We start from the raw sequence: 20,782 nt of genomic DNA on the forward strand, positions 1-20,782 counted from the left end.
ATGTCGCGTCGATCGATTTGTGCGCCGCTCTTTCTAGCCGTGTTGAGTTTGGCGGCCTGCGCGAAGAAACCCGCACCACCGGCAGTCGCCACAGCGCCGGTGTCGACTGCAGCTGCGTCACCAACGAGTGACCGGTATCTGGAATTCTTCAATCTCGCTGAACCGGAATATATCGATCCCGGCATGGTGAGCGGTCAACCGGACGGCAATGTCGTGCGGGCGTTGTTCGAAGGTCTGCTCGAATACGATCCGAAAGATTCCGGCAAGCACGTCCCTGGTGTCGCGGAAACGTACGATCTCTCTCCGGACGGACTCGTCTATACGTTCCACTTGCGGAGTACGGCCAAATGGTCGGACGGGAGTCCGCTTACCGCGCAAGACTTTCTCTATTCGTGGGAACGGGTGTTGAATCCGAAGACCGGGGCCCCCTACGCATACATTTTTTACTACATCAAGAACGGGCGCGCCTATAACACCGGCGCCCTGACCGATCCGGCGCAACTCGGCTTCAAGGCGCCGGATGCGCACACCATCCAAGTCACGCTGGAACACCCGACGCCATTTTTTCCGCAATTAGTCCGCTTTGAGGCCTATCGCCCGGTGCCGCAGCGGGTCGTCGAACAATTCGGCACCGAATGGACCAAGCCGGAGCACATCCTCTCCAACGGCGCCTTCACGATGCAGACGTGGGTCCCGAACAAAGAGATCACGGTCGTCAAGAATCCCCACTACTGGGACGCGGCCAACGTGAAACTGCCCGGTGTGCGCCTCCACCCGATCGAAGACAAAGAAACGGCCTTCAAGATGTACGAATCGGGACAGCTCGACGTGGCGTGGGAACTGCCGGCGGTGAAGCGGGCCTCGCTGCTCGAGCGGCCGGATATGGTCACCGGGCCGTATTTGGCGAGTTACTTTTATCGGATGAACGTCACGCAGCCGCCGCTCGACAATCCGAAAGTGCGCCAGGCGTTGGCGATGGCGATCGATCGCCAGGCCTTGGCGGAGCAATATCTGCAAAAAACCGAAATCCCGTCTACGAGCCTGACGCCGCGCGGCTTAGGCGACTATGTCCCGCCGCCGGGCTGGGACTTCAATCCGGCGGAGGCGAAGAAGTTGCTCACCGAAGCGGGATATCCCGACCCGAGTGCGTTTCCGCCGCTGACGTTTACCTACAACACCGACGACAAACACAAACTCGTGGCGCAAGTGGTGCAACAGATGTGGAAGCAACATCTCGGGATTCAGGTCACGCTACAGAACGAAGAGTGGAAAACGTATCTGAAGACGATGGATCAGCTCCATTACCAGATCATCCGCGCCGGCTGGATCGGCGACTATGTGGATCCGACGACGTTTCTTGAACTCTTCACTAGTACTTCCGGCAATAACCGCACTGGATGGAAAAACGCCGAATTCGACGGCTTGATCGCGCAAGTGACGAAAGAGCCCAATGTCGCGCACCGCAATGAATTGATGCAACAGGCCGAGGCGTTATTATTGCGCGAGGCGCCGATCATCCAAATGTTCACGTATAAGAAAATGATGCTGATCCGCCCCTATGTAAAAGGGTTCTATCCCACGCTGCTCGACATCCATCCGCTGAAGTTCGTCTCGCTGGAGGGGACGGCGACCGCGCGGCAGTAGCATCTGACCCTCACCCTCCGCCTCCGGCGGATCCCTCTCCCCGTCGGGGCGAGGGGAATGTCTCCCTCTCCCTTTGGGGAGAGGGCTGGGTGAGGGGGAGCGCAGCAAGTGAAGTCAAACCTACTCGGACCCTCACCCCCCGCCTGCGGCGGGACCCTCTCCCCGTCGGGGCGAGGGGATAATAAGGAAGTCAAACCTACTCAGGCAACATTTCCAACAATCTGCCGATACTGTATGGGCAATGGCCGACCGAATCGAAACCTTGCGGGCAGTGTTGGTGGGTGTCGGGATGCCCGCCGAGGCGTTGGCGAATTCGACTGCCGTCTATCAGGCCGCGCTGGATGTCGCGCTCGATGAGATGCAGCAACAATATCATGCCGTGATCGACGGCCGTCGCTGTGCGGCCCCGCTGCCAGCGCCGATTACCGAACAGCTGCAGTCTTTGGCCATTCCGTTGCCGATGATCGTGACCGCACCGGTTGTTCCTCAATCCGACGCGATTCGCTGGGCATTGGCGCTGGCGGAGCGACAGCCGCACGATGTCGTCGGCATGCATCAAGTCGTGACCGAGGTGTGGGACGTCGCGTTCTATGGCGGCCGAACGAACGTTCCGCCGTCCGAGGCCGTTTCGGGGGCCGCTGCGTTGCGTAACGGCGTCGGCGACTGCTTCGCGTTCGGCAGTTTGTATTTCGCGGCCGGACGGCTCGCGGGCATCCCGATCCGCAACGTGGACCTGCTGCACGATATGCACGGTCCGCGCGATCATCTGCTGTTGGAAGTCCAGCGGGAATTTTTCGATCCCGCCGGATTTCCTTGGGGGAAGACACCGCTGAATATCGCGATCGTGCAGGGCGCTGCCGGCCTGGTCGCGTACGCCCTCTATAATGAAGTCCAGCACGGCCGCTGTGTCACGGCGGAGCAGCCGGAAACATGCGCCCATGATCGTTTACAACTGGCACTCGAGTTCGATCCCGAGAATTACCGCGTCCACCACGCGCTCTCCCAGCTCTACGCGACCGAGGCGCTCCGAGACGGTGACTTGCGGCTGGCCCATCTGCAGCAGAGTTTTTGTCGCCAACCCGATTACGAGCCGGCCCGCGCGGATGTGGAGGCGATTCGCGCGCTGGCCGGCGTCAATCCATTTGTCTGTGAATAAGCGACGTTCTGGTATTATTTGTCGGTCCCGACTGCCTTGGTTGGCTGTTGTTTGGCGCGCGCGGCGGCCCAGGCGGAACGGATCAGCGTGAAACCCATGCTTTTGCCCCCACTGCCGCCAGCATAAGTTCTGTTAACCAAATCGTCTCGTTCCGCGCCCCTCGCCAGATCACGCGCCTTCGTGATCAATTTTGAGACCTGGCCCCAATCCGCTCCGGCCTTGGCCTGTTCCATCGCCTGGTTCATCAAGAGATTGTAGCGACATTCGGCGCGAAGGCTGCCCATCGTGTCAGCGTAATCGTTAAAACTGCCATCATCCTTTTCCGTCTGGATCCCGAACTCTTTTCTGAAGGCCGCATCTTCCTTGTCAAACGCGGCCAAATCGCCTTTTTGCATGGCCGCCGTGGCTCGTGCGCGATACGAATCAAAGAGGACCCTGTTGAGGTCACCCGCCAGCGGCGTGGCGCCATTTTTTCCCTGTGCCACGCCATGAGCCCTCTTCGCGGCGTCTAGCGCGGCACGTGGGTCCTCGCCACGGTCTGCCTGGAATTGCCCATTCACCAACTGTCGCATTGCCTCCGCGCCCGCTTTGAGATCAGGTTTTTTCTCGCCGAGATACCGTTCTTTGGCCGCCGTCCCCAGGCCATCCTCGACTGAGACCGTTTTGGAACTTTGTACATCGCCCTGACCATCCAGCTCCTGCACGGTCGCAGTATCTTTGTCGTCGAGTTTCCCATTCCCATTCGCGTCTTTGAAACAGATGTTCAAGTTGCGATGGTGCGACGGCGTGTTGATGCAAGCTTCACTGCGACTGATCGGCGGGGCCATAGTTTTCTCCTCGTTAATGGTTCGTATAATGTATCGGAACCGCCGCGAGGCAGAGTTGTGTGCTGGGTTAAGCGATGGATCTGCAAGGCTGAATTGGTGACTGGTGGCTGGGGACAAAACGCGCGGTGCGGTTTGATCATCACCCGAATTAGAAGTCAGCAATGCGCCATTTGGATAAAAAAACGGCACCCAACCACTGCTGGATGCCGCTTTCCCTTCGGTGGAGCAGAGCGGGATCGAACCGCCGACCTCCACGTTGCGAACGTGGCGCTCTCCCAACTGAGCTACTGCCCCTCTATCCTGAAGCTTTGGCGTTGCTATTATGCCGGGCGGGCCTTGTCAAATACTCGTGCCAAGCAGCTCACCGTTCCCTGCCGGCCCAGCGGTAGAGCAGCGCGCCGACGATCAGCATGACCGGGAGCGCGATGTTGTAGACCAGGCCGAGCGGCGATTGCGGGAGCGGCGGCGCGACCTTCAGCAGGTACTCGCGATACGTCCCAACGTGGTAATACTGGTCGAAGACCGGCGCGATGATGACGAGGCTGAGCAGTCCGCACATGAAGACATAGCCCCACGGTTTGCGCCCCTCGCTGCGCACTTTGACGCCGCCGGCGAAGCCGAGGCGGAAAAAGAGATAGTACGCCAACAGTCCGCCCGCCAACATAATGACCCGGGCCGGCGGCGACCATTCCGACGGACGCAGCATGTACATCCACATCCAATCGGGGAACCACCAGTAGCTGATCCCGACGGCGATGTTGAAGATCGTGACCACGACCATCCCCGCCCAAAACGCGCGCGATTTGAACGCCGCGCGGGTGTCAGTGACGATCGGTAGCGCGCACGCGAAGAGATAGCCGAGAAAGAGCAAGAACGGTGGGTCGACGATGAACGTGAGCAGCATAGTGCCTCCGCATGGGGTTAAATCCAGCCATTCGTTTCATACCAACGGACGGTTTCGATCAGTCCAGTCTTTGCATCCGGATACCGGCATTGGAAGCCGAGGGCCTTGAGTTTTTCGTTCGAATACCAATGATCCACGCCGAGCAATTTCACGGCCTGGGTCTCGATGACCGGTGGTTGTCTGGTGATCCGGGAAAGTTGACGCATGCAGAAACCCGCGATGTATGCGAGTTGGCGAACCAGCCAGATCGGGATCGGCATCACCCAATACGCGCGATAGCCACGGGCCCCGGCCACGATGCGGATCACTTCGGCCAAGCTGTACGCCGAGTCGTCGACGATGTTGTACGCCTCGCCGATGGTGTCGTCGCGCTGCGCCAGAAAAATGGCAGCGTTGCAAAGGTCATGTACGTGGGTAAAGGGGACTCGCGCCGTGAAATTGCGGGGAATGCGCGGACGCCGCGTCTTGGCGAACGTGGTGATCATTTGGCCGCCGCCGTAGACGCCGCGCGGCCCGTAGACGGTGAACGGTCGGACGATGCTGGCGCGCAAGCCTAAGAACCGATGCATGTCGAAGACGAGTTGTTCCTGTTGCCACTTCGAACGGAGATACCGATTGACCGGCGCCGCCTTGCCGCGCTCGTCGATCGGATATTGCAACCGTTCTCCAGGCGCCTTGGTTTCGTAAATGCCGCCCGCTCCCCAGACAACGATCCGCGCGTGGCGCCGATGGGCGATGATCGCTTCGGCCAGATTCCGCGTCGCCTCGACGTTCACGAGATGGAGCAGTTCCCACGGCGCGGTGTAATTAAACACGCCGGCGATGTGAAATACGTAGTCGACGTCGCGGACTAACGCGGGGATCTGCTCCAATTGCGTGAGATCGGCCGGCACGACTTCAACACCGGATTGGCGCAAAATGCTGGGGAAACGGCCCCGGACGCGATCGTCCGTTTGGAGCGATTGCGGCAGATCGGTGGCGCGGACGCGGTGTCCGACTCGGAGCAAGGCCTCGACCATATGGCTGCCGATAAATCCGGACGCCCCGGTCACGAGACTCAAGAGTTGCTCGGCCATGGGAGCGACTGTATAGCGCTGCATGGACGCACTGTCAAAATAATGGAGTAAGGGCAGCTTCGCTTGAGCGGAGCTGTGGCCCGCGGTAGTAATGACCGCGACGCGACCGAGTAGGGAGCGTTGCGCACGAAAGGATGTTGGATGAGTGTCTTGTTGCCGCCGGAAGTGCTGGCTCCGGAGATTGCAAGTGTCGGGGCCTTGGCGTTGCCGTGGTTTAATGCCGCGCCGACGTCGTTGCAGGCGCTGCGAGGAAGTGTCGTCTGCGTCGATTTCTGGGATTATACCTGCGTGAATTGTATCCGCACGTTGCCGTATTTGCGCTTGTGGCACGATCGCTACGCTGCGCATGGATTGACGATCCTCGGCGTGCATGCCCCAGAATTTCCATTCGCCCACGAACAGCGCAACGTGGAGCGCGGCATTGCGGAGTTTGACCTCCGGTACCCGATCGTGCTCGACAACGACTACGCGATTTGGCGCGCGTTCGAGAATCAATATTGGCCGGCGAAGTACTTAATCGATGCCCACGGCTATCTGCGCTACGCCCATTTCGGCGAAGGCGCGTATCAAGCGACCGAGGTCGCGATCCAGACGTTGCTGCAGCAGCGCGATCCGGCATTCACGCCGCCGTCCGTGTTATCGCCGCTGCGCGAAACGGATGGGAGCGGCGCCGTTTGCTACCGCGTCACACCAGAATTGTATTGCGGGTATCGGCGCGGACGCTTGGGCAATACGGAAGGGTTTCGCGCGGACGCGGAGCAGCGATTTGTCGCCACGGCGGCACGAGAAGAGGGAAGGTTATATGTGGACGGTATTTGGCAATGCGGACCGGAATCGCTGACGTTTCGGTCCCCGCAGGGCGACTCGGTTGCCGGGTCGCTGCGCGTATCGTATCGGGCCGTTGAAGTGAATCTGGTGCTCCATCCAGGAACAAACGGTGGTGCGCTGGAAGTGTGGCAGGACGACGCGCCGCTGGCGGCAGATGTGGCCGGCGCGGATGTGGCGATCACTGCCGGTCAGGCGCGTGTCGCGGTCACGACCCCTCGCATGTATGCATTGATCAAGAATCCCACGTACGGCGAGCACACGTTGGAACTCCGCACCACCACGCCGGGTCTAGCGGCGTATGCGTTCACGTTTGTGAGTTGTTGTGTGCAGAGTTAATCTGTGGCTCGCCGGTGATTGTGGTAATCGCCCATGTGGCGTGTTCACGGATCAGCGGTTCCGGGTCGTGGAGCGCGCGTTCCAAGGCCGGGAGGGCTTGCGGATCGCGGCTGTTGCCGAGCGCCACAGCGACGTTGCGCAACAAGCGGCGGCGTTTGATGCGTTTGATCGGCGAGTCGCGGAAGCTTTCACGAAACGTCTCGTCGGTGAGAGCCAGCAACTCGAGCAGCGTCGGATTGAGGTTTGCGGCGCGCGGCTGAAACGCAGGCTCCGGAGTCGGCGTCGCGAAGCGATTCCAGGGACAAACCGCTTGGCAGAGGTCGCACCCATAAATGTGGTTGCCGAGTAATGGGCGCAATTCGACGGGGATCGAGCCCGGATGTTCGATCGTGAGATATGAGATGCAGCGCCGCGCATCGAGTTGATACGGCGCAATGATCGCGCGCGTCGGACAGATATCGAGGCAGCGGGTGCAGGTACCGCAGTGCCCGAGGGACGTAGGACGTAGGACGTGGGACGAAACTGCTTCCGCTGTTTCGTCCTTCGTCCCAGTGACCGAAGGGAGCGGACGTCCGTCGTTCTTCGGAGGTGGGAAGGTGGGCGCACATTCTATGTCAGTCACCGTTGTTAAGATCTCCCCGACAAACAGCCACGAGCCGCGTTGCGGGTCGATCAAGTTGGTGTGTTTGCCTTGCCAACCGAGTCCGGCGTGCGCGGCCCACGGTTTTTCCATGACTGGGCCGGTGTCGACGTAGGCCACGCCTTCGGCTTCCGGGTCTTGCGTCTGGATCCACGCCAGCAGTTGTCGCAGTCGTGGGAGCATCACGTCATGATAGTCGTCGCCCCACGCGTAGCGGGAGATGCGGCCGCGCAGCGGATCGTCGGTTTGCGGATGTGGCGTGTAGTAATTCAGCGTGACGGAAATGATCGAGTGCGCGTTTGCGAGGATGCGGCGTGGATCGGCGCGTCGGTCCGCGTTGCGGGCCATCCAGGCCATTTCGCCGTGGCAGCCGTCGCGGAGCCAGGTGTCGAGTTGTGCGGCCCAAGAGGGGGATGCGGAGATCGGGGCAACGCCGCAGGTGGTGAAACCAAGTTGTTGGGCGGCAGAGCGGAGCTCGTCGACGGTCGGCATAAGGGCATTTCAAAATGCAAAGTGCAAAATGCAAAGTGCAAGATGGCGGAGCCATGTAGCACCACATCTGCTCATGATCCGGCTCCTTGCAGCAATGCTTCCGCCGCGCGGCGACCCACGGCTGCGGCACAGGTGACGCCGTGCCCGCCGAGGCCGGCGATCCAATAGAAGCGGGGGAACTGCGCGTCCCAGCCGAGCAAGAAATGCCGATCCGGTGTGAAGGTGCGGAGTCCCGTCCAACCGCGGGCGAATGGCAATCGCGCGAGTGCGGGCATGCGATGCGCGAGTTTTTCTTGCAATGCGCCGCGCTGGTACGGATCAACGGCGTCGTCGCTGTCGGCTGCGGCTTCAGTTTCGTCGCAGGGACTCATCAGCGCGCCGCCACCTTCGGGGCGAAAATAGCAGTGATGTTGGTCGTCCCAAACGAACGGCCAATCGGGGCGGATGAGCGGGGTCGGTTCCGTGATAAACAAGTGGCGGCGATACGCCGTGAGTCCGTGATTCGGCAGGCCCGCCAGCCCTGCGACGTGACCGGCCCACGCGCCGGCGGCGTTGACGACGACCCGGGCCGTGAGCGCTTCCTCGCCGGCCTTGAGGAGAAACCCTTCCGCCGTCTCGACGATCAGCCGGACCGGCGCGTTGGTGATCAGTTGGGCGCCGCGTTGGGTGGCCGCGCGGAGGAAGCCGTGCAACAGCGCGTCGCTGTCGACGATCCCGTCGGTCGGTGTCCAGACGACCCGTTCGTCGTCGCGCAACTGCAGCACCGGCACGCGGGCCATCGCTTCGGCGCCGCGAATGAGCGTGGCCTGCATGCCAGTGTGGTGTGCGGCTGCGACGGCGCGTTCGGTGTCCGCGATGCGCGCCGGATCGAGCAAGATCATCGAGCCGACGGCGCGGATCAGCGGATGGGGGGCAATCTCCGCCGGCGGGGCATAGAGGAAATGCGTGCCTTCGACGGCGAATGGATGGAACGCGGGATCGAGCGTGAATTGGCGCGCCATTTGCGCGTTGCGGCCAGATGCGGCCATCCCGGCGGATGGTGCTTGTTCCACGACGACGACATCATGGCAGCCTTGGGCGGCGAGGAAATACGCGCATGCCGCCCCCGCAAACCCGGCCCCGATGATGACAATGTCGGCGTGTTGCATGGAATCGCGTCGTATGCCGAATCCCGACCCAGGTCAATGCAGTCGGCACCTAAATCATCGCAGCGGGGACAGGTACCTTGCGATGCCCGAAAATAGCGGATCGCAAGGTACCTGTCCCCGCTGCGATGTACTTGCGGAGGTGGGGTTATGGGGCAATCAAACTGCAGCCGCCTTCGGTGGGGGCGGCGGGGGATTCGGTGCTGGCCGGGGGTGCCGCAGGGGTTTCCCCGGTTGTGCTGGTTGCGATCGCCGTTTGATCATCCGACACGTCGCACGCGTCGCCGAAGCCGTCTTGATCGGCGTCGGCCTGCGTTGGATTGTCGCGCAGCGCGCAGTTATCCTCTTCATTGGCCAGTCCGTCGCCGTCGCGATCGGCGTCGCAGTCGTCGCCGTTTCCATCGTCGTCGGTGTCTTCTTGCGCGGTGTTGCCGATGAACGGGCAGTTGTCTGCGCCGTTGCCGACGCCGTCGGCATCGGTGTCATCCGCGTGACCGATGCCGTCCGCGCACGCGTCGCCGATTTTGTCGCCGTCGCTGTCGAGTTGATCGGCGTTCTGATCCCACGGGCAGTTGTCGAGCGCATCCGCGCGGCCATCGTTGTCGTCGTCTGCGTCGCACGCGTCGCCGAAGATGTCGCCGTCGGTGTTCAGCTGTTCTAAGTTGGGCATGAGCGGACAATTGTCGACTCCGTTCGGCACGGTGTCCGCGTCGCTGTCGTTCACGGCGTCACAGGCGTCGCCGGCTCCGTCGAGGTCGGCGTCGGCTTGGCTGATATTGGCCACGTTCGTGCAATTATCGTGGTCATCCGGCACGCCGTCGCCGTCGTCGTCCGTGTCGCAGGCGTCGCCGAACAGATCGGTGTCGCTGTCGAGTTGGTCGGCGTTGGCGGTTGACGGGCAGTTGTCGTCCTCGTCGTCCGTGGCGTCACCGTCGTCGTCCGCGTCGCAGACGTCGCCGGAGGCGTCGTCGTCGGCGTCGAGTTGATCGGCGTTGGCCGCGGTGACGCAGTTGTCGGTTGTATCCGCCACGCCGTCGCTGTCGGTGTCCACGCCTGCGTTATCGCACATATCGCCGATGCCGTTGCCGTCGCCGTCCGTTTGGTCCGGATTCGAGACGTCCACGCAGTTGTCGGTGTCATCGGCCACGCCGTCGTCGTCGACATCGTTGTCGTTGACGGCATCGCAGACGTCGCCCAGTCCGTCGGCGTCGCTGTCGAGTTGATCGGGATTGCTGGCCAGCGGGCAATTGTCGGCTACGTCGGCATCTCCGTCGTTGTCGTCGTCGGGATCGCACGGATCACCGAGTGTGTCTGCGTCGGTGTTCAGTTGGGCGGCGTTGCCGGTGAGCGGACAATTGTCGGACGCGTCGGCGATGCCGTCCGCGTCGTCGTCGCTGTCGCAGACGTCGCCGAGTTTGTCGCCGTCGGTATCGAGTTGGTTCGCGTTAGCCGTGAAGGGGCAATTGTCGGCCGCGTCGAGCGCGCCGTCGTTGTCGTCGTCGCTGTCGCAGGCGTTGCCGGTTTTATCGCCATCGGTGTCGTCCTGTTTGACGTTCGGGCTCAGCGGACAATTGTCGGATGTATCCGCGACCGTGTCGCCGTCGTCGTCGCTGTCGCAGACGTCACCGAGTTTGTCGCCGTCGGTGTCGAGTTGGTTCGCATTTTTCGTGGTCGGGCAATTGTCGGTCGCGTCGCTGATGCCGTCCTGGTCCGTGTCGGCGGGGAGCGCGTCGTCGGACAAATTCGCGGGATCGGTTTCGCCGGCGTCTTTCACGCAGTTGTGATTCGCGTCTTCGGCGCCATTCGCTTTGCCTCCGGCATCGTAGTCCTTGGCCCAGCCGCCCGCCGTCAGGTCGGTCCACCACGTGGCGGTCGCACAGGCCGGCACGGCGGCAAAGAAATTCGGCTGACTCGTCGGCTGGAAATTCGCGGCAAACTTGGAAGTGTTCTTATTCGCGTCGTAGGCGAGCGCGGTGTAATTGTATCCGGGATGAAAATTGTCGACGCTAATGCCGCTGAGCGTGAATGTGCCGCCGGCCACATTGGCGGTCGTGACGAGCGCCGCCCCTTGCGGCACCGCGGGAAACGCGGTGTCGGCGCGGAACAGCGCGACTTTCGTGACGGTCGCCCCGGTCGTGCCTGAAATGCTCCACGTTTGGTTCGCCGCCAGAGTCGCGCTGGTTAGCACCGGCGCCGCTAAGCTCTTATTCCCCGAGTTGGCCAACAGGATAGGGAATTGGCTGATGCCCGCAAACGTCGTGGCGTCGAGCCAATTGCCGGTTCCGGTGATGATAGTAACGCCGGTTTTGCTGGTGCTGAAATGGTCGTTTTGCAGTGTCGTATTGGAACTGCCGGCGATTTGGAGAATGGTCGAATCCGGGTGGCTCAGCTGCACATGGCGCAGTGTGGTGCCCGACTTCGTCAATTTGAAGAGCGGAATATTCGCGCCGAGATTTCCGGTGATCCGGACTTTGCCGCTCCCATCCGCGCCGAATTGCCCGTCGAGAATGACGCCGCTCGCGAGGTCGAGTGTCGCGGACAGCGTGACTGTGGAAGTTTTCATCGCGGTCGTGTCGAACTTGATGGTCGTACATGTGGGGTCGGCAACCCGCGCCGGCAGCGATCCGGCGCCGGTGCCGGTCGCCACAGTCACGAGGCACTCGGCAGCAAAGAGTGGTGGTGTACTCAGCATGAGGCCGCAGCCGAGGGCGAGAGCGATGCCATTGCGGTTCATGGTGCCACCTCCGCAGAGACACACTGTTTGAGGTCCGTGCCCAGCGCGCTCATCGCGCTATCCCAAAAACAGGGCCAATAGTAGGTCTCCTGCAGCAGCGAGACTCCCTGTAGTTGGTAGGTCGTGACGCGAATGATGCCGGCGGCTTCGTCGACCGTGAGTCGGACCGTCGGTTCCAACGCGAGTTTAACGTCCGGTGGCAGCAAGTCGTAGTTCGGGACATCATAGTGACCCCAGAGGTAGATGCCGCCGAGGATGACTGGATCTTTTTCGAAGACATAGGTGGGGTCGGATTCGTCGGTCACCGGTGGATAGACTGTGATGGTCTTCCCCACCAGGTTTGTGGGGTGGTTCTTTCCCGGAGTCTCCGGATCACCGGCGAATGTGATTTGAATGGCGCCTTGATCGGTGACGGTGAACGTCTCGACCGCGAGCGGGGCGGGGGCTTCCAGCGCCGTGCCCGGGTGGGTGAGCAGTGCGGTCATGTAAAGGCACTGGGTGGCGAAGAACGATTCTGCGGCGTCGCCGAGCCCTTCATTCTCGTCCGCGTTGGTGCAGAGGGCGATGCCGGGGACAGGTGGCGGCAGTGGTTCAGCATCGGGTTCGTTGGTGTCTTCCGTATTGATATCGGGGGACTCCGCGTCTTCTGGGGCCTCGGCGTCGGCCGCGCCGTCAGGTTCCGCGGTTTCTGCCCCGTCGCCATCCACTGGTGTCATGCCGGGATCATCGGGTGTAAAGGCCTCCGGCTCCGCAGTGTCTTCCGGAGCCGGGCCGGGATCGATCGGAGACGCAACGTCTTCAATGATTTCCGGCCCAACATCCGGTTCGACATCCAAGCCTGCATCCGGCTCTTCTCCATCCGGGCCGGTGACATCCGGTGCGGCGGCATCAAGGGGTGGCGGCGTATCGTCGGTCGCGCCATCGTCGGCCTGATCCGGGCCTACGTCCCATTGCGCCGGCGTGTCGTGTCCCGTGGTTCCGTCGATCGCTACATCGAACCCGCCCACTTCCTGCACTAATGGGTCTTCTGGGGGCCGGTCTAGTGTACCTCCGCCGCAACCGGCGTACCCGGCCGTCATCAGGCGGATCTGCGGCCGTGGGACTTCGGTAAAGAGCCGGCATTGAAGTTTTGCTTGGCCCGCATTGATGGTCGCTGTGCACTCCATTTGCAGCTTCTTGCCGAAACCGTTCACGGCGGTGGCGACAATCGCCTCTTTGTAGCCATCGACCGCCGGCGTGTTGGTGATCGAAGCCGCATCTTGACAATGCCGCTGCAGTCGCGAGCCGAACCATTGATCAACCGTTGGGAGTGGCGCGCAAGTCGCGACCATTGCGGCTGTGAGTCGGGCGCTCAGTGGTGCCGTGACGCGACTGAGCAGTTGGTAGAGATTGATTGGGTCGCTCATAGAGCATGTCTCCTAAAAAATGAGGTGTACGCCGAGTTCCACCGGCCACCAGCTATCGCGGGTCGTCGTGACGCCGCCGTCGTCGTAATAGTTCATGATCCCCTTGCCGGCGAGGTCGATCGCCAAATCCGCCGTCTCGCCGACGGCGAAGCGGACGCCGATGTGGTAGCCCAGTTCCACTTGGAAGATGAAGTGATTCCGTTCTTGCTTGTAGGGATGGTCCGCGTCTCCGGCATCTACTTCCGCCTCGGGGCTCATCGAAAGTCCGCCGATTAATGCCGCGATCGATGGGCCGGTGTAGACCTCCGTGCGTCCCCATTTTCCCACCGTGCCTTGGAGCGCGCAGCTCGGCCCCACGGTGACGATTGAAAACGGATCGGCGTTGCGTGGACGCTGGCCGGCGCGTGGCGAGGGTTCAGCGTAGGTGTAGGCGGAATAATTTTGGATTAGCAGCGTCAGCGCGGTGTTGATGACGACATCGGGGTTGCGGAAGCGGAGCTGCGCGCCGATTTGCGGCGCGATCGAGCGGCCGCCGTAACTGACGGCATACCCGTCGTCGTTTGGTGCGTGCAGTTGGATGTCGCCCAACTGCAACGAACCGGTGACGCCGATAAGAAAGCGTGCGGTGACTGCGGGGTCGGCCGCACCGACAGTGAGATCACCCATGACGTAGCCTCCCAGAGATAAAAGACCTGCGCCTAATGGTTCGGCTGCCGGCGGAAAAAGTTGCGTGGGCTGTGTTTTTCTTCGCCAGCGGATAGCATGATTTCCATCATCTGCAACCCGGATGTGGACGCGGCTCGGATCCGATGTTATGCTCTCACCCCGGCGTTCGGATTCATGTGCGGATCGGCGGAACAGGGGGAAACATGCGGGTTTCCAGGTGGGTCGTGGTGGGCAGTGCGTTGCTCGGGCTCTCCGGATGCAGCGATCAACAGGCCACAGAAAGCGGGGGCGATCCGGACGGGAGTGCGACTCCGCCTCCCGTCACACCGGCAATTCAGTTGCTGCCGCCCACGCCGAAGGCCCTCTACCTCGAAACCGATAAAGGCAATTTGTACGCCGCCGTGCTGATCAACGACCAACATCCCGCGCTTGATGCTGCTGCAACGCTGCCATCGTCGCAGTCCACAACGAAGCTCTCCGTGAATCTCCCGCCGCCACAACGGCCCAAAGAGGCCGCCCCGGCCGTCGCCGGGATCGGTGCGCGGACCGCGCCTGGGGTCTATCGGGCCGAGCAACCACTGGTGGTGCGGGCGCAGCGGACCTTGTTGGGGGATCTGCAATTGCAAGGACTGACGACGTATGGCGAGTGGCTCTTTCGGCGCGCGGGTGGGGTGGCTGGGAGCGCTGTCGTCGATGCGCCGCTGCCGTCGCCGATGGGCGCTTCTGCATCCTCCGCCGAAGGCGGACCCGCCTCTGGCGGGGGCGGGCACGCGGTCGTCTGGTGGTCCCCCGGCGCGAGCCTGGCCGACATGGTCACGGTCTGGCGCCCTCGCGGGGCCGGAGTGCCGCGCTTCGACGCCGCGACCGATCAACTCATCTTCGTGGCGCAACATGCCGGGGCGTGGCACTTGGTGCGCCGTGGGCTGAACGGCGTGGAGACGGCGACATCATTACAACCGCTCGTGGCGGCGTTGCCGGGGAGTCCGCATCTGGTGCTCGAAGACCTACGCGATGGGGTCGCGTTGCTGAGTGTGAATAGTCATCTTTGGTATGCGGTCACCGTGGCCGACGGCGCCGCGCAAGCGCTCGATGAAATATGTGCGCACGCCCGACTGTTCACGGATCCCGAGGGTGGCGTCTGGGTGGCGGGGCAGAGTTGCGGCGGTAAACTGCTCCTCCAATCGACGGATGTCGCACGCCGGCTGACGCTGGCCGCGCCACCGGAATCGGTCGGAGGTGCGAGTTCGGGATTCAAGTTGCCGAACAGCAGCTACGACGTCGGCGGTTTCCTGCCGACCGGTGAATTTGCATTTCGCCACACGGCCATCGAGGCGGTAAGTCCGAGCGCACCGCTGCCCGACGATACGGCCGAGGGCGTGCCACCGTCCGCATCGCGACGGCACACCATGTTGAAGGTGGTTGATCCGATCGTGAGTGAAAAACCGACGTTGTTGGTCGATTACGATCTCCCGTTGACGGCCGGCTCAGATCCCGGTCCGCGCGTGGTCGTGCGGTGGCGCGATGTGGTCGGTCGGGTCGGCGTGAGGTTCCTCGTGCGGGGCGTGGATTGTCGCGTGCAGGGGATGCCCACCGATTATTATTACACTGCGGCGGGATACACGATCGACATGCCGTGCGCCTTTTTGTCGATCGGGGAGGGCGGGACGGCGATCGGTTGGCACTATGGTTTGGTCGAACTCGATGGCGCGATCACGCCGCTCGCGCGTTATGAATGGCCCACGCGCTTGGCCGCGTTCTGGCCGGAGTCGGACCTGCTGCTGTTGGAAGTGCAGCGCGACACCCCGTCGCTGGTGGCGATCCGACTCTCGACCGGGAAAGAGATTGCCACGTTGGCACGTAGCGCGGTGTGGACCACGGCGCGCACGGTGGACGACGAGCCGCATGGTGGGGGCGGCGGCCTGATCGAAGCGCTGGATCAACAAACGCGATGGCCCGGGCTGTTGATCCAGACGGAGACGAACATCCCCGGCGATTATGAAATCGGCGTCGTAGGCCCGGAGCAGATCGCCGAGCAGGGGATCGGCGTGACCAAGTTGGCCACGGTGCGCGGGGCAGTCCGGCGCGTTGGCTTGGCAGATTGGAAAGCGACGGCGCGGACCGACGTCGTAATGGCGGACAATACCGGCGTAGAGGATCCTGCGTCTGAGTTGGTTGAAGCGGTCGCTGCGCCGCTCGCAAATGACAGCGAGCCGACGGGATTGCCGCCGTTGCCTGCGATCCCCGCGACGTCGGTCTATGAAACCGGCGGCGGCATGGCGACGGATGCGGTACCGAGCGTTTCCCCCAGCGAACCCTCCAGTGGCGCGGCGGTGGATGATCTCGCGGCGGAGAATCCCGTAACAGCTGATGCGGCCGCCGACACCGCACCACCTGCGGATGGCGGGACTGCGCCGTCCGAACCGCAGCCCGCGCTGCCACCCGCACCAGACGCGAGCGCTGCAGCGGTTGCGCCGGCACCATACAGTGTCGCCAACCTGCTCGACCAGTACACGGCCGCCCCGAACTCGGTGCTGACGATCGTGGGCGTGCAGTTAAACAGTGTCGCCCCGATCCAAAATTTAGGGATTCGTTGCCTGCCGCAAAAACCAGCCGGCGCCTTCGAAGGCCAACTGGCGCCCGGCAAGACCACCAGCGTCACGTTTACCATTAAGATCCCCGTCGTCGCTGTGCCGCGCGATTGCACGTTAATCGCCAGCGATGCTGCGAATCACTGGACCAATGTCCAGACGTTCCATATCGATTTGGCGATTGGGGAGTAGTCGGTGATGGGTGACTTCTTAATGGGTTGTCCGCTTTCCCCGCACGCGGCCGAAGTCGGCGAGTCGGCCTGAAGTCTTATAAATCGTCTGTGCGCGCTGGTAGGCACGGTTGCTCGCGGCCTGGAGGCGCGTGCGTTCGTTGATCGCCAACGGTGCGGCCCAGCGGGCGAGGGTGTCGCCAGCGGCTTCATACATGGTGGCGCGCGAGAGGCGAATGTCATTCGCCGACAATCGTTCCGCATCTCGCGTGCCGGTTTGCCAGTAGTTCCATTCGCGCCACGCGGCCGCCTCGTCCACGGAATGCTGCAACTCCGCGTACGCGAGTCCGGCCAGTGCGAAACAGTCGATGGCCCCTCGCACCAGTGGTGACATCCGTGGATCGATTCGATCCATTGTCGGGTGGCGTGTGGTCCGCGTCGCCTCGACGGCGAATAGCGCTCCGGCCTCTGCCCAGCGCGGCGCCGCCTCGTGCCAGGCTTGGCGCATCGTGTGTTGCATCGCCTCCTGTTGCAGCCGTTCTCGCGCATCCACGGCCCGCAGCCGTCCGCGGACGTAGAAGAATCCTGCCACGCACAGGCCGACGAGCGCGACCGGCCAGAGTTCTATCGCACCGGCGTGCACTTCAGGGATTGCGAGCGGTGCGGCCCCGCTGAGCATGGTCCCTAGACGTGTGGCATGCCGTTGCTGTGACCGAGCGCCTGGTGTGACGTGTTGCAATCGCTGCCAGTTGAGACGGAGCATCGCTTACCAAAAGATGCGCGGACCGCCGGTCCGTGCCGTCGTGCTTGTGGTGCTGCTCGGCGCCGCTGTCGGCAACGTAAACGGGCAATTGAATCCGACGTTCAATAGTTGCTGTGCGGCCGCATAGCTGAGCGAGCGGATGAGCAGCGTGCTGAGTGGTAGGCCGGCCTCCAAGTCCGACAACTCCGACGGCGCAAGACAATAATGCACTACCTCATCGAGTGACTTGTCTTCAGAGGCATTCCCTGGCCCTATGCAGATATTGGCCATCTGTTCGGCGCGAACGCCGTAGCAGGCAAAGAGATCCGCCATCATCAACCGCGTGGCCTCTTCCAGCCCTGCGAGGTGCAGACGAATCGGCTCCGTATCCGGCGACAAGCGGATCGTGGGACGCAAATCATAGCGTCGTCCGTCGCGGCCAATGAATCGTTCCAGGAATCCCAACTCGCTGCCCCAACGATCCATGATTTCGCAGATACTCGGTGACTTGAATTCCTGTCCCGACTTCGTCTTGATTGTGGTCGTCATCGCAGCGTCCTGCCAAATCGCATCGAACGGCACGTGGAGAGCCAATTTGCGCCCCCAGACGTAGGCCTCGGTGCTGCGATCGTGGTCGTCAGTGGCCACTATATCGAGCCCTCGCGCGCGGAAGAACGCGGCGGTGTGGCGGATCGTGTCAAAGTGCCACCGTGTTTGGGGGTGAATGTGCGAGCGAATATCCCACATCAGGAAAAATTCCCCGCCGACTCGGAGCCGTTCGACGACTCGCCGGATGATCGCGAGTTGATCGCCTGCATCGTGGAGATTGCCATAGATGGACCAAATCAGATCGAACGGCCGGAGGTCGCCGGCCGACGCGAGCGCGTCTGCCAGCGAGTAGGGGGACGCCGCGCCGGTGTCGGGGATCGGCAGCGTGGCGTCGAAGACCTCCGCCATATGCGGGGCCGTGCTATATTCCGGCCCGATTTGCGTCAGATGCACGGCCACGCCGAATCGGCGGCGCAGTCCCAATTCCGCGATCCCGTGTCCCGCGCCGATCGCCAAGGCGCGCACTGGCGGTGCGGCCTGCGCGGCATGTCGCGCGACGGCCGCATGCAAGGCCCCAAACGGCGTGCGCATCAGGTAATAATTCGACGGCCATTCCCCGCGGCGATCGTTATAGGGTGTGCCGCGCAGTGTGGGTGGCGGCAACGCCACTTGGACGGGAACGATGGGATGTGCTTTGAGATACGTCGCCTCGCGGCGAAGGGCGACGCGCGCACGGGCGATCGTAGTGCGCTGTGCGTCGCTCAGCACGGATCGCTGCGGCGCAGTCCCGGCGGCTGTAGCGGCTGGTTTTCGTAAGGCCATATGCCGTAGCGCTCCAGATAGATTATCGGTCACGAGCGGGAAAAGTTGCGTGAGTCGGCCTGATTGCCATGTTGTGTATTCTCATCCGCTCGGTCCTGCACCCGCAGATATTGCGCGAACAAGGCCGCTTTGGGCGTTGTCAGGCCGCGGGCGGGCCGAAATCCAGGGCCGGGGGGAAGGATCGGGAGGGTGCCGAGCAGCGCCGCGGCCTCGGCGGGGCCGGGCGTGGTGGCGGGGAGACGGTGGCGGAGCGCGCGGAAGAATTCCTCCAGACGATTGAGAAAATACGGTTTCGTGGTGGCCAACTCTGCGGCGCTGGCGAAATGGACCAGCGCGTCTGCCGTGTGTTCCGCCGCAGCCATCACGCCGGCGGTGGTGCAGAGGACGCTGGCGAGGACGTCGCCGCGGCTGGTGCCGGCGACGATCGGCGTGGTCACGGAGGTGCCGGCGCCGCGTTTGCCGACCAAATAGAGGAGGACTTCATTGCGTAAATAATGTTTTGCCCGTTCCAATGTGGTGGCACTGCCCGGAAGCGTGGACTCCAGTCGAGTAAAGAGCCCTTGCAATGCGTCGAGATAGCGATCGAAGCCGCCGATGCCTTGCTGTGCTAATGCGCGGACCGCAGCGCGGAATTGTCCGGCCTCGGGGGATTCGGCGAGTGTGAGAAAGTCGCGTCGCGAAAAGCGGGTCGCGGGTGCAACTTGATCGGCCAGAAAATGGAATGCGACTTGGAGCGGCGCGGCGATCGTTCGATCGTGCTGATACGGCGTTGTGAGGATGAACGGCGTGTTCAGCCGCACGGCGATCGTGCCGAGCAGGGGCGTAGGTGTAGGTGGGGCCAATGCGTGTTGCTGGTACGGGTTGCCGTGCGGCTGTTGTTGTGGTGGCGGATGCTGTTGCGACGGCGGTTTTTCCTCCGCGCCATATTCGCGAACGACGTAGAGGAGAAATTCCGCCAATCCTTCCGTGTCGGCCTCGTCATCGTGGACGCGAAAGTGGAGCCGGTGCAGACCGATCGGGAAATGGGTTGTGTAGAAGAGCGCGCCTTGCAACGCCGCGTCACGGGCCGAGACCGTGGCTGGGGCGCCGGATTCGGGATGGACTTCGCCCGCCTCGAGTTGCCACGCCGTGTCCGGCAATACGCCGTGTTTGATGCTCAGTGCCTGCAACCAGAGCGCGGCCTCGTCGTGTTCCGACACGACCGTGGCGCCTTCCGCTAACGTATGCACGGTCGCCAGCTTGCTCGGATCGAAGTTTTTCAATTGCGTCGGATGGAGTTGCGCCTCCCACGATTCAACGACGAGCAGTGCGGACTGTTCTTGTTGGATGGCTTGGCGCAGTCCGGCCGTGAGTGACCGTGTCGTGTCGGGATCGTGCGGACGATCCGCGCGGCGCGCTGCAATCAAGAGGAGTGCGAGACGCATCGGTTCGACGTGATGACTCAGCGTTTGCAACTCGGTCGGCGTGAGTCCGGCTTGCTGCGCGACCGGCAACGCGAAGAGTTCCTGTTCAAACGTCAGCGGCGATTCGTGCAAACTCGTGGCCAGGAAGCGGAGTACTTCGCCGGTCGTGGCGCGAGCCTGCGGCGGGACGGAAGCTTGGCTGGTGAGGAGGGCCGTGGCCTTGCCCAACCATTGCGTTGCGCGTTGCGCGGCGCCGAAGTGCGGGGCCGGGCCCTCCGCGTGTTCGGGGGTGTCGACGAACTGCGCTAACGCCTCCAGCCAATCGGTCGCGGCGCGCATTTCTTGATCGTTAGCGTGCAAATCCCGCAGTGCGGTCGCCAATGCCAGCAACGGATGGCCTAATTCGGGCGCACGTTGCAGCAGCTGCATCAGCGGCCGGAGGCTTTCTTGGCGAAACAGCGTCATCCATTGTTGCAACAATTGTGAGGTCTGTTCGGCCGCCTCGGTAAAACTGACGTCGCTCGTGGCTTCGATAGCGGCCGTTGTCTGCGCAGCGGTCGTCGGCGTGCTCTTCGCCGCGCTGGGACGGCGCGTCATGTCGCGCAGTGACTCGAGGAGTTGCGATTTGGCGAGTTCAAATTCCAGCTTCATGAA

Annotated in this window: 15 protein-coding genes and 1 tRNA gene; 4 read left to right on the forward strand and 12 right to left on the reverse strand. The window is 62.5% G+C overall.

The genetic code is table 11. From position 1 onward, the window contains the following. Together HY696_04620 and HY696_04625 are read left to right on the forward strand one after the other, a co-directional pair. On the forward strand, nt 1-1,644 hold the full coding sequence (locus HY696_04620; protein ID MBI4237690.1) for a peptide ABC transporter substrate-binding protein: 1,644 nt from the start codon (nt 1-3) through the stop codon (nt 1,642-1,644). A gap of 241 nt (nt 1,645-1,885) precedes the next feature. Continuing rightward, the gene (locus tag HY696_04625; GenBank protein ID MBI4237691.1) at nt 1,886-2,800 is read left to right on the forward strand and encodes a hypothetical protein; all 915 of its coding nucleotides are present in this window, start codon (nt 1,886-1,888) and stop codon (nt 2,798-2,800) included. Between the two features lie 14 nt (nt 2,801-2,814). Here the strand turns inward: HY696_04625 and HY696_04630 are convergent, their stop codons facing one another. The 4 genes from HY696_04630 to HY696_04645 all read right to left on the reverse strand — a co-directional run bounded on the left by HY696_04630 (nt 2,815) and on the right by HY696_04645 (nt 5,607). Continuing rightward, nucleotides 2,815-3,627 carry a hypothetical protein gene (locus HY696_04630; GenBank protein MBI4237692.1) on the reverse strand — a complete coding sequence of 271 codons (813 nt, stop codon included), beginning with the start codon at nt 3,625-3,627 and terminating at the stop codon, nt 2,815-2,817. Nucleotides 3,628-3,848: 221 nt separating this feature from the next. Then, nucleotides 3,849-3,921 (reverse strand) — tRNA-Ala (locus HY696_04635). Nucleotides 3,922-3,988: 67 nt separating this feature from the next. Continuing rightward, nucleotides 3,989-4,531: a hypothetical protein gene (locus tag HY696_04640; protein ID MBI4237693.1), complete on the reverse strand. Its 543-nt coding sequence runs from the start codon at nt 4,529-4,531 to the stop codon at nt 3,989-3,991. A 17-nt stretch (nt 4,532-4,548) separates the two neighbouring features. After that, nucleotides 4,549-5,607 (reverse strand): NAD(P)-dependent oxidoreductase, encoded by a 1,059-nt coding sequence (locus HY696_04645; protein ID MBI4237694.1) that lies wholly within the window; start codon nt 5,605-5,607, stop codon nt 4,549-4,551. A gap of 141 nt (nt 5,608-5,748) precedes the next feature. Between HY696_04645 and HY696_04650 the strand changes: the two genes are divergently transcribed. Continuing rightward, on the forward strand, nt 5,749-6,771 hold the full coding sequence (locus HY696_04650) for a redoxin domain-containing protein (GenBank protein ID MBI4237695.1): 1,023 nt from the start codon (nt 5,749-5,751) through the stop codon (nt 6,769-6,771). On the opposite strand, the gene queG is transcribed toward HY696_04650, so the two are convergent. From queG to HY696_04675, 5 genes are all read right to left on the reverse strand, one after another. Beyond that, nucleotides 6,740-7,903, reverse strand: a complete 1,164-nt coding sequence (queG, locus tag HY696_04655; GenBank protein MBI4237696.1) for a tRNA epoxyqueuosine(34) reductase QueG — start codon at nt 7,901-7,903, stop codon at nt 6,740-6,742. The genes HY696_04650 and queG overlap by 32 nt on opposite strands. 71 nt (nt 7,904-7,974) lie before the next feature. Then, nucleotides 7,975-9,051, reverse strand: coding sequence for an FAD-binding oxidoreductase (locus tag HY696_04660; protein MBI4237697.1), 1,077 nt, complete (start codon nt 9,049-9,051; stop codon nt 7,975-7,977). A 145-nt stretch (nt 9,052-9,196) separates the two neighbouring features. Beyond that, nucleotides 9,197-11,782, reverse strand: a complete 2,586-nt coding sequence (locus HY696_04665; GenBank protein MBI4237698.1) for a thrombospondin type 3 repeat-containing protein — start codon at nt 11,780-11,782, stop codon at nt 9,197-9,199. After that, a complete protein-coding gene (locus HY696_04670) occupies nt 11,779-13,188 on the reverse strand; it encodes a hypothetical protein (protein ID MBI4237699.1) in 1,410 nt (469 codons plus the stop codon). The genes HY696_04665 and HY696_04670 overlap by 4 nt, the downstream gene beginning before the upstream one ends. Nucleotides 13,189-13,200: 12 nt before the next feature. Continuing rightward, nucleotides 13,201-13,854, reverse strand: a complete 654-nt coding sequence (locus tag HY696_04675) for a hypothetical protein (GenBank protein MBI4237700.1) — start codon at nt 13,852-13,854, stop codon at nt 13,201-13,203. Between the two features lie 203 nt (nt 13,855-14,057). Between HY696_04675 and HY696_04680 the strand changes: the two genes are divergently transcribed. Further along, nucleotides 14,058-16,634, forward strand: coding sequence for a hypothetical protein (locus HY696_04680; protein MBI4237701.1), 2,577 nt, complete (start codon nt 14,058-14,060; stop codon nt 16,632-16,634). An 18-nt stretch (nt 16,635-16,652) separates the two neighbouring features. Here HY696_04680 and HY696_04685 read toward each other — a convergent pair whose 3' ends face one another. From HY696_04685 to HY696_04695, 3 genes are read right to left on the reverse strand one after another with little or no spacing between them, the layout of a single operon-like run. Beyond that, nucleotides 16,653-17,375 (reverse strand): hypothetical protein, encoded by a 723-nt coding sequence (locus HY696_04685; protein MBI4237702.1) that lies wholly within the window; start codon nt 17,373-17,375, stop codon nt 16,653-16,655. A 3-nt stretch (nt 17,376-17,378) separates the two neighbouring features. Then, entirely contained in the window at nt 17,379-18,725 is a 1,347-nt protein-coding gene (locus tag HY696_04690; protein ID MBI4237703.1) for a hypothetical protein, read from the reverse strand. A 29-nt stretch (nt 18,726-18,754) separates the two neighbouring features. Further along, nucleotides 18,755-20,779, reverse strand: coding sequence for a hypothetical protein (locus HY696_04695; protein MBI4237704.1), 2,025 nt, complete (start codon nt 20,777-20,779; stop codon nt 18,755-18,757). Between the last annotated feature and the right edge of the window lie 3 nt (nt 20,780-20,782).

The organism is Deltaproteobacteria bacterium, from assembly GCA_016210045.1.
GTDB lineage: Bacteria > UBA10199 > UBA10199.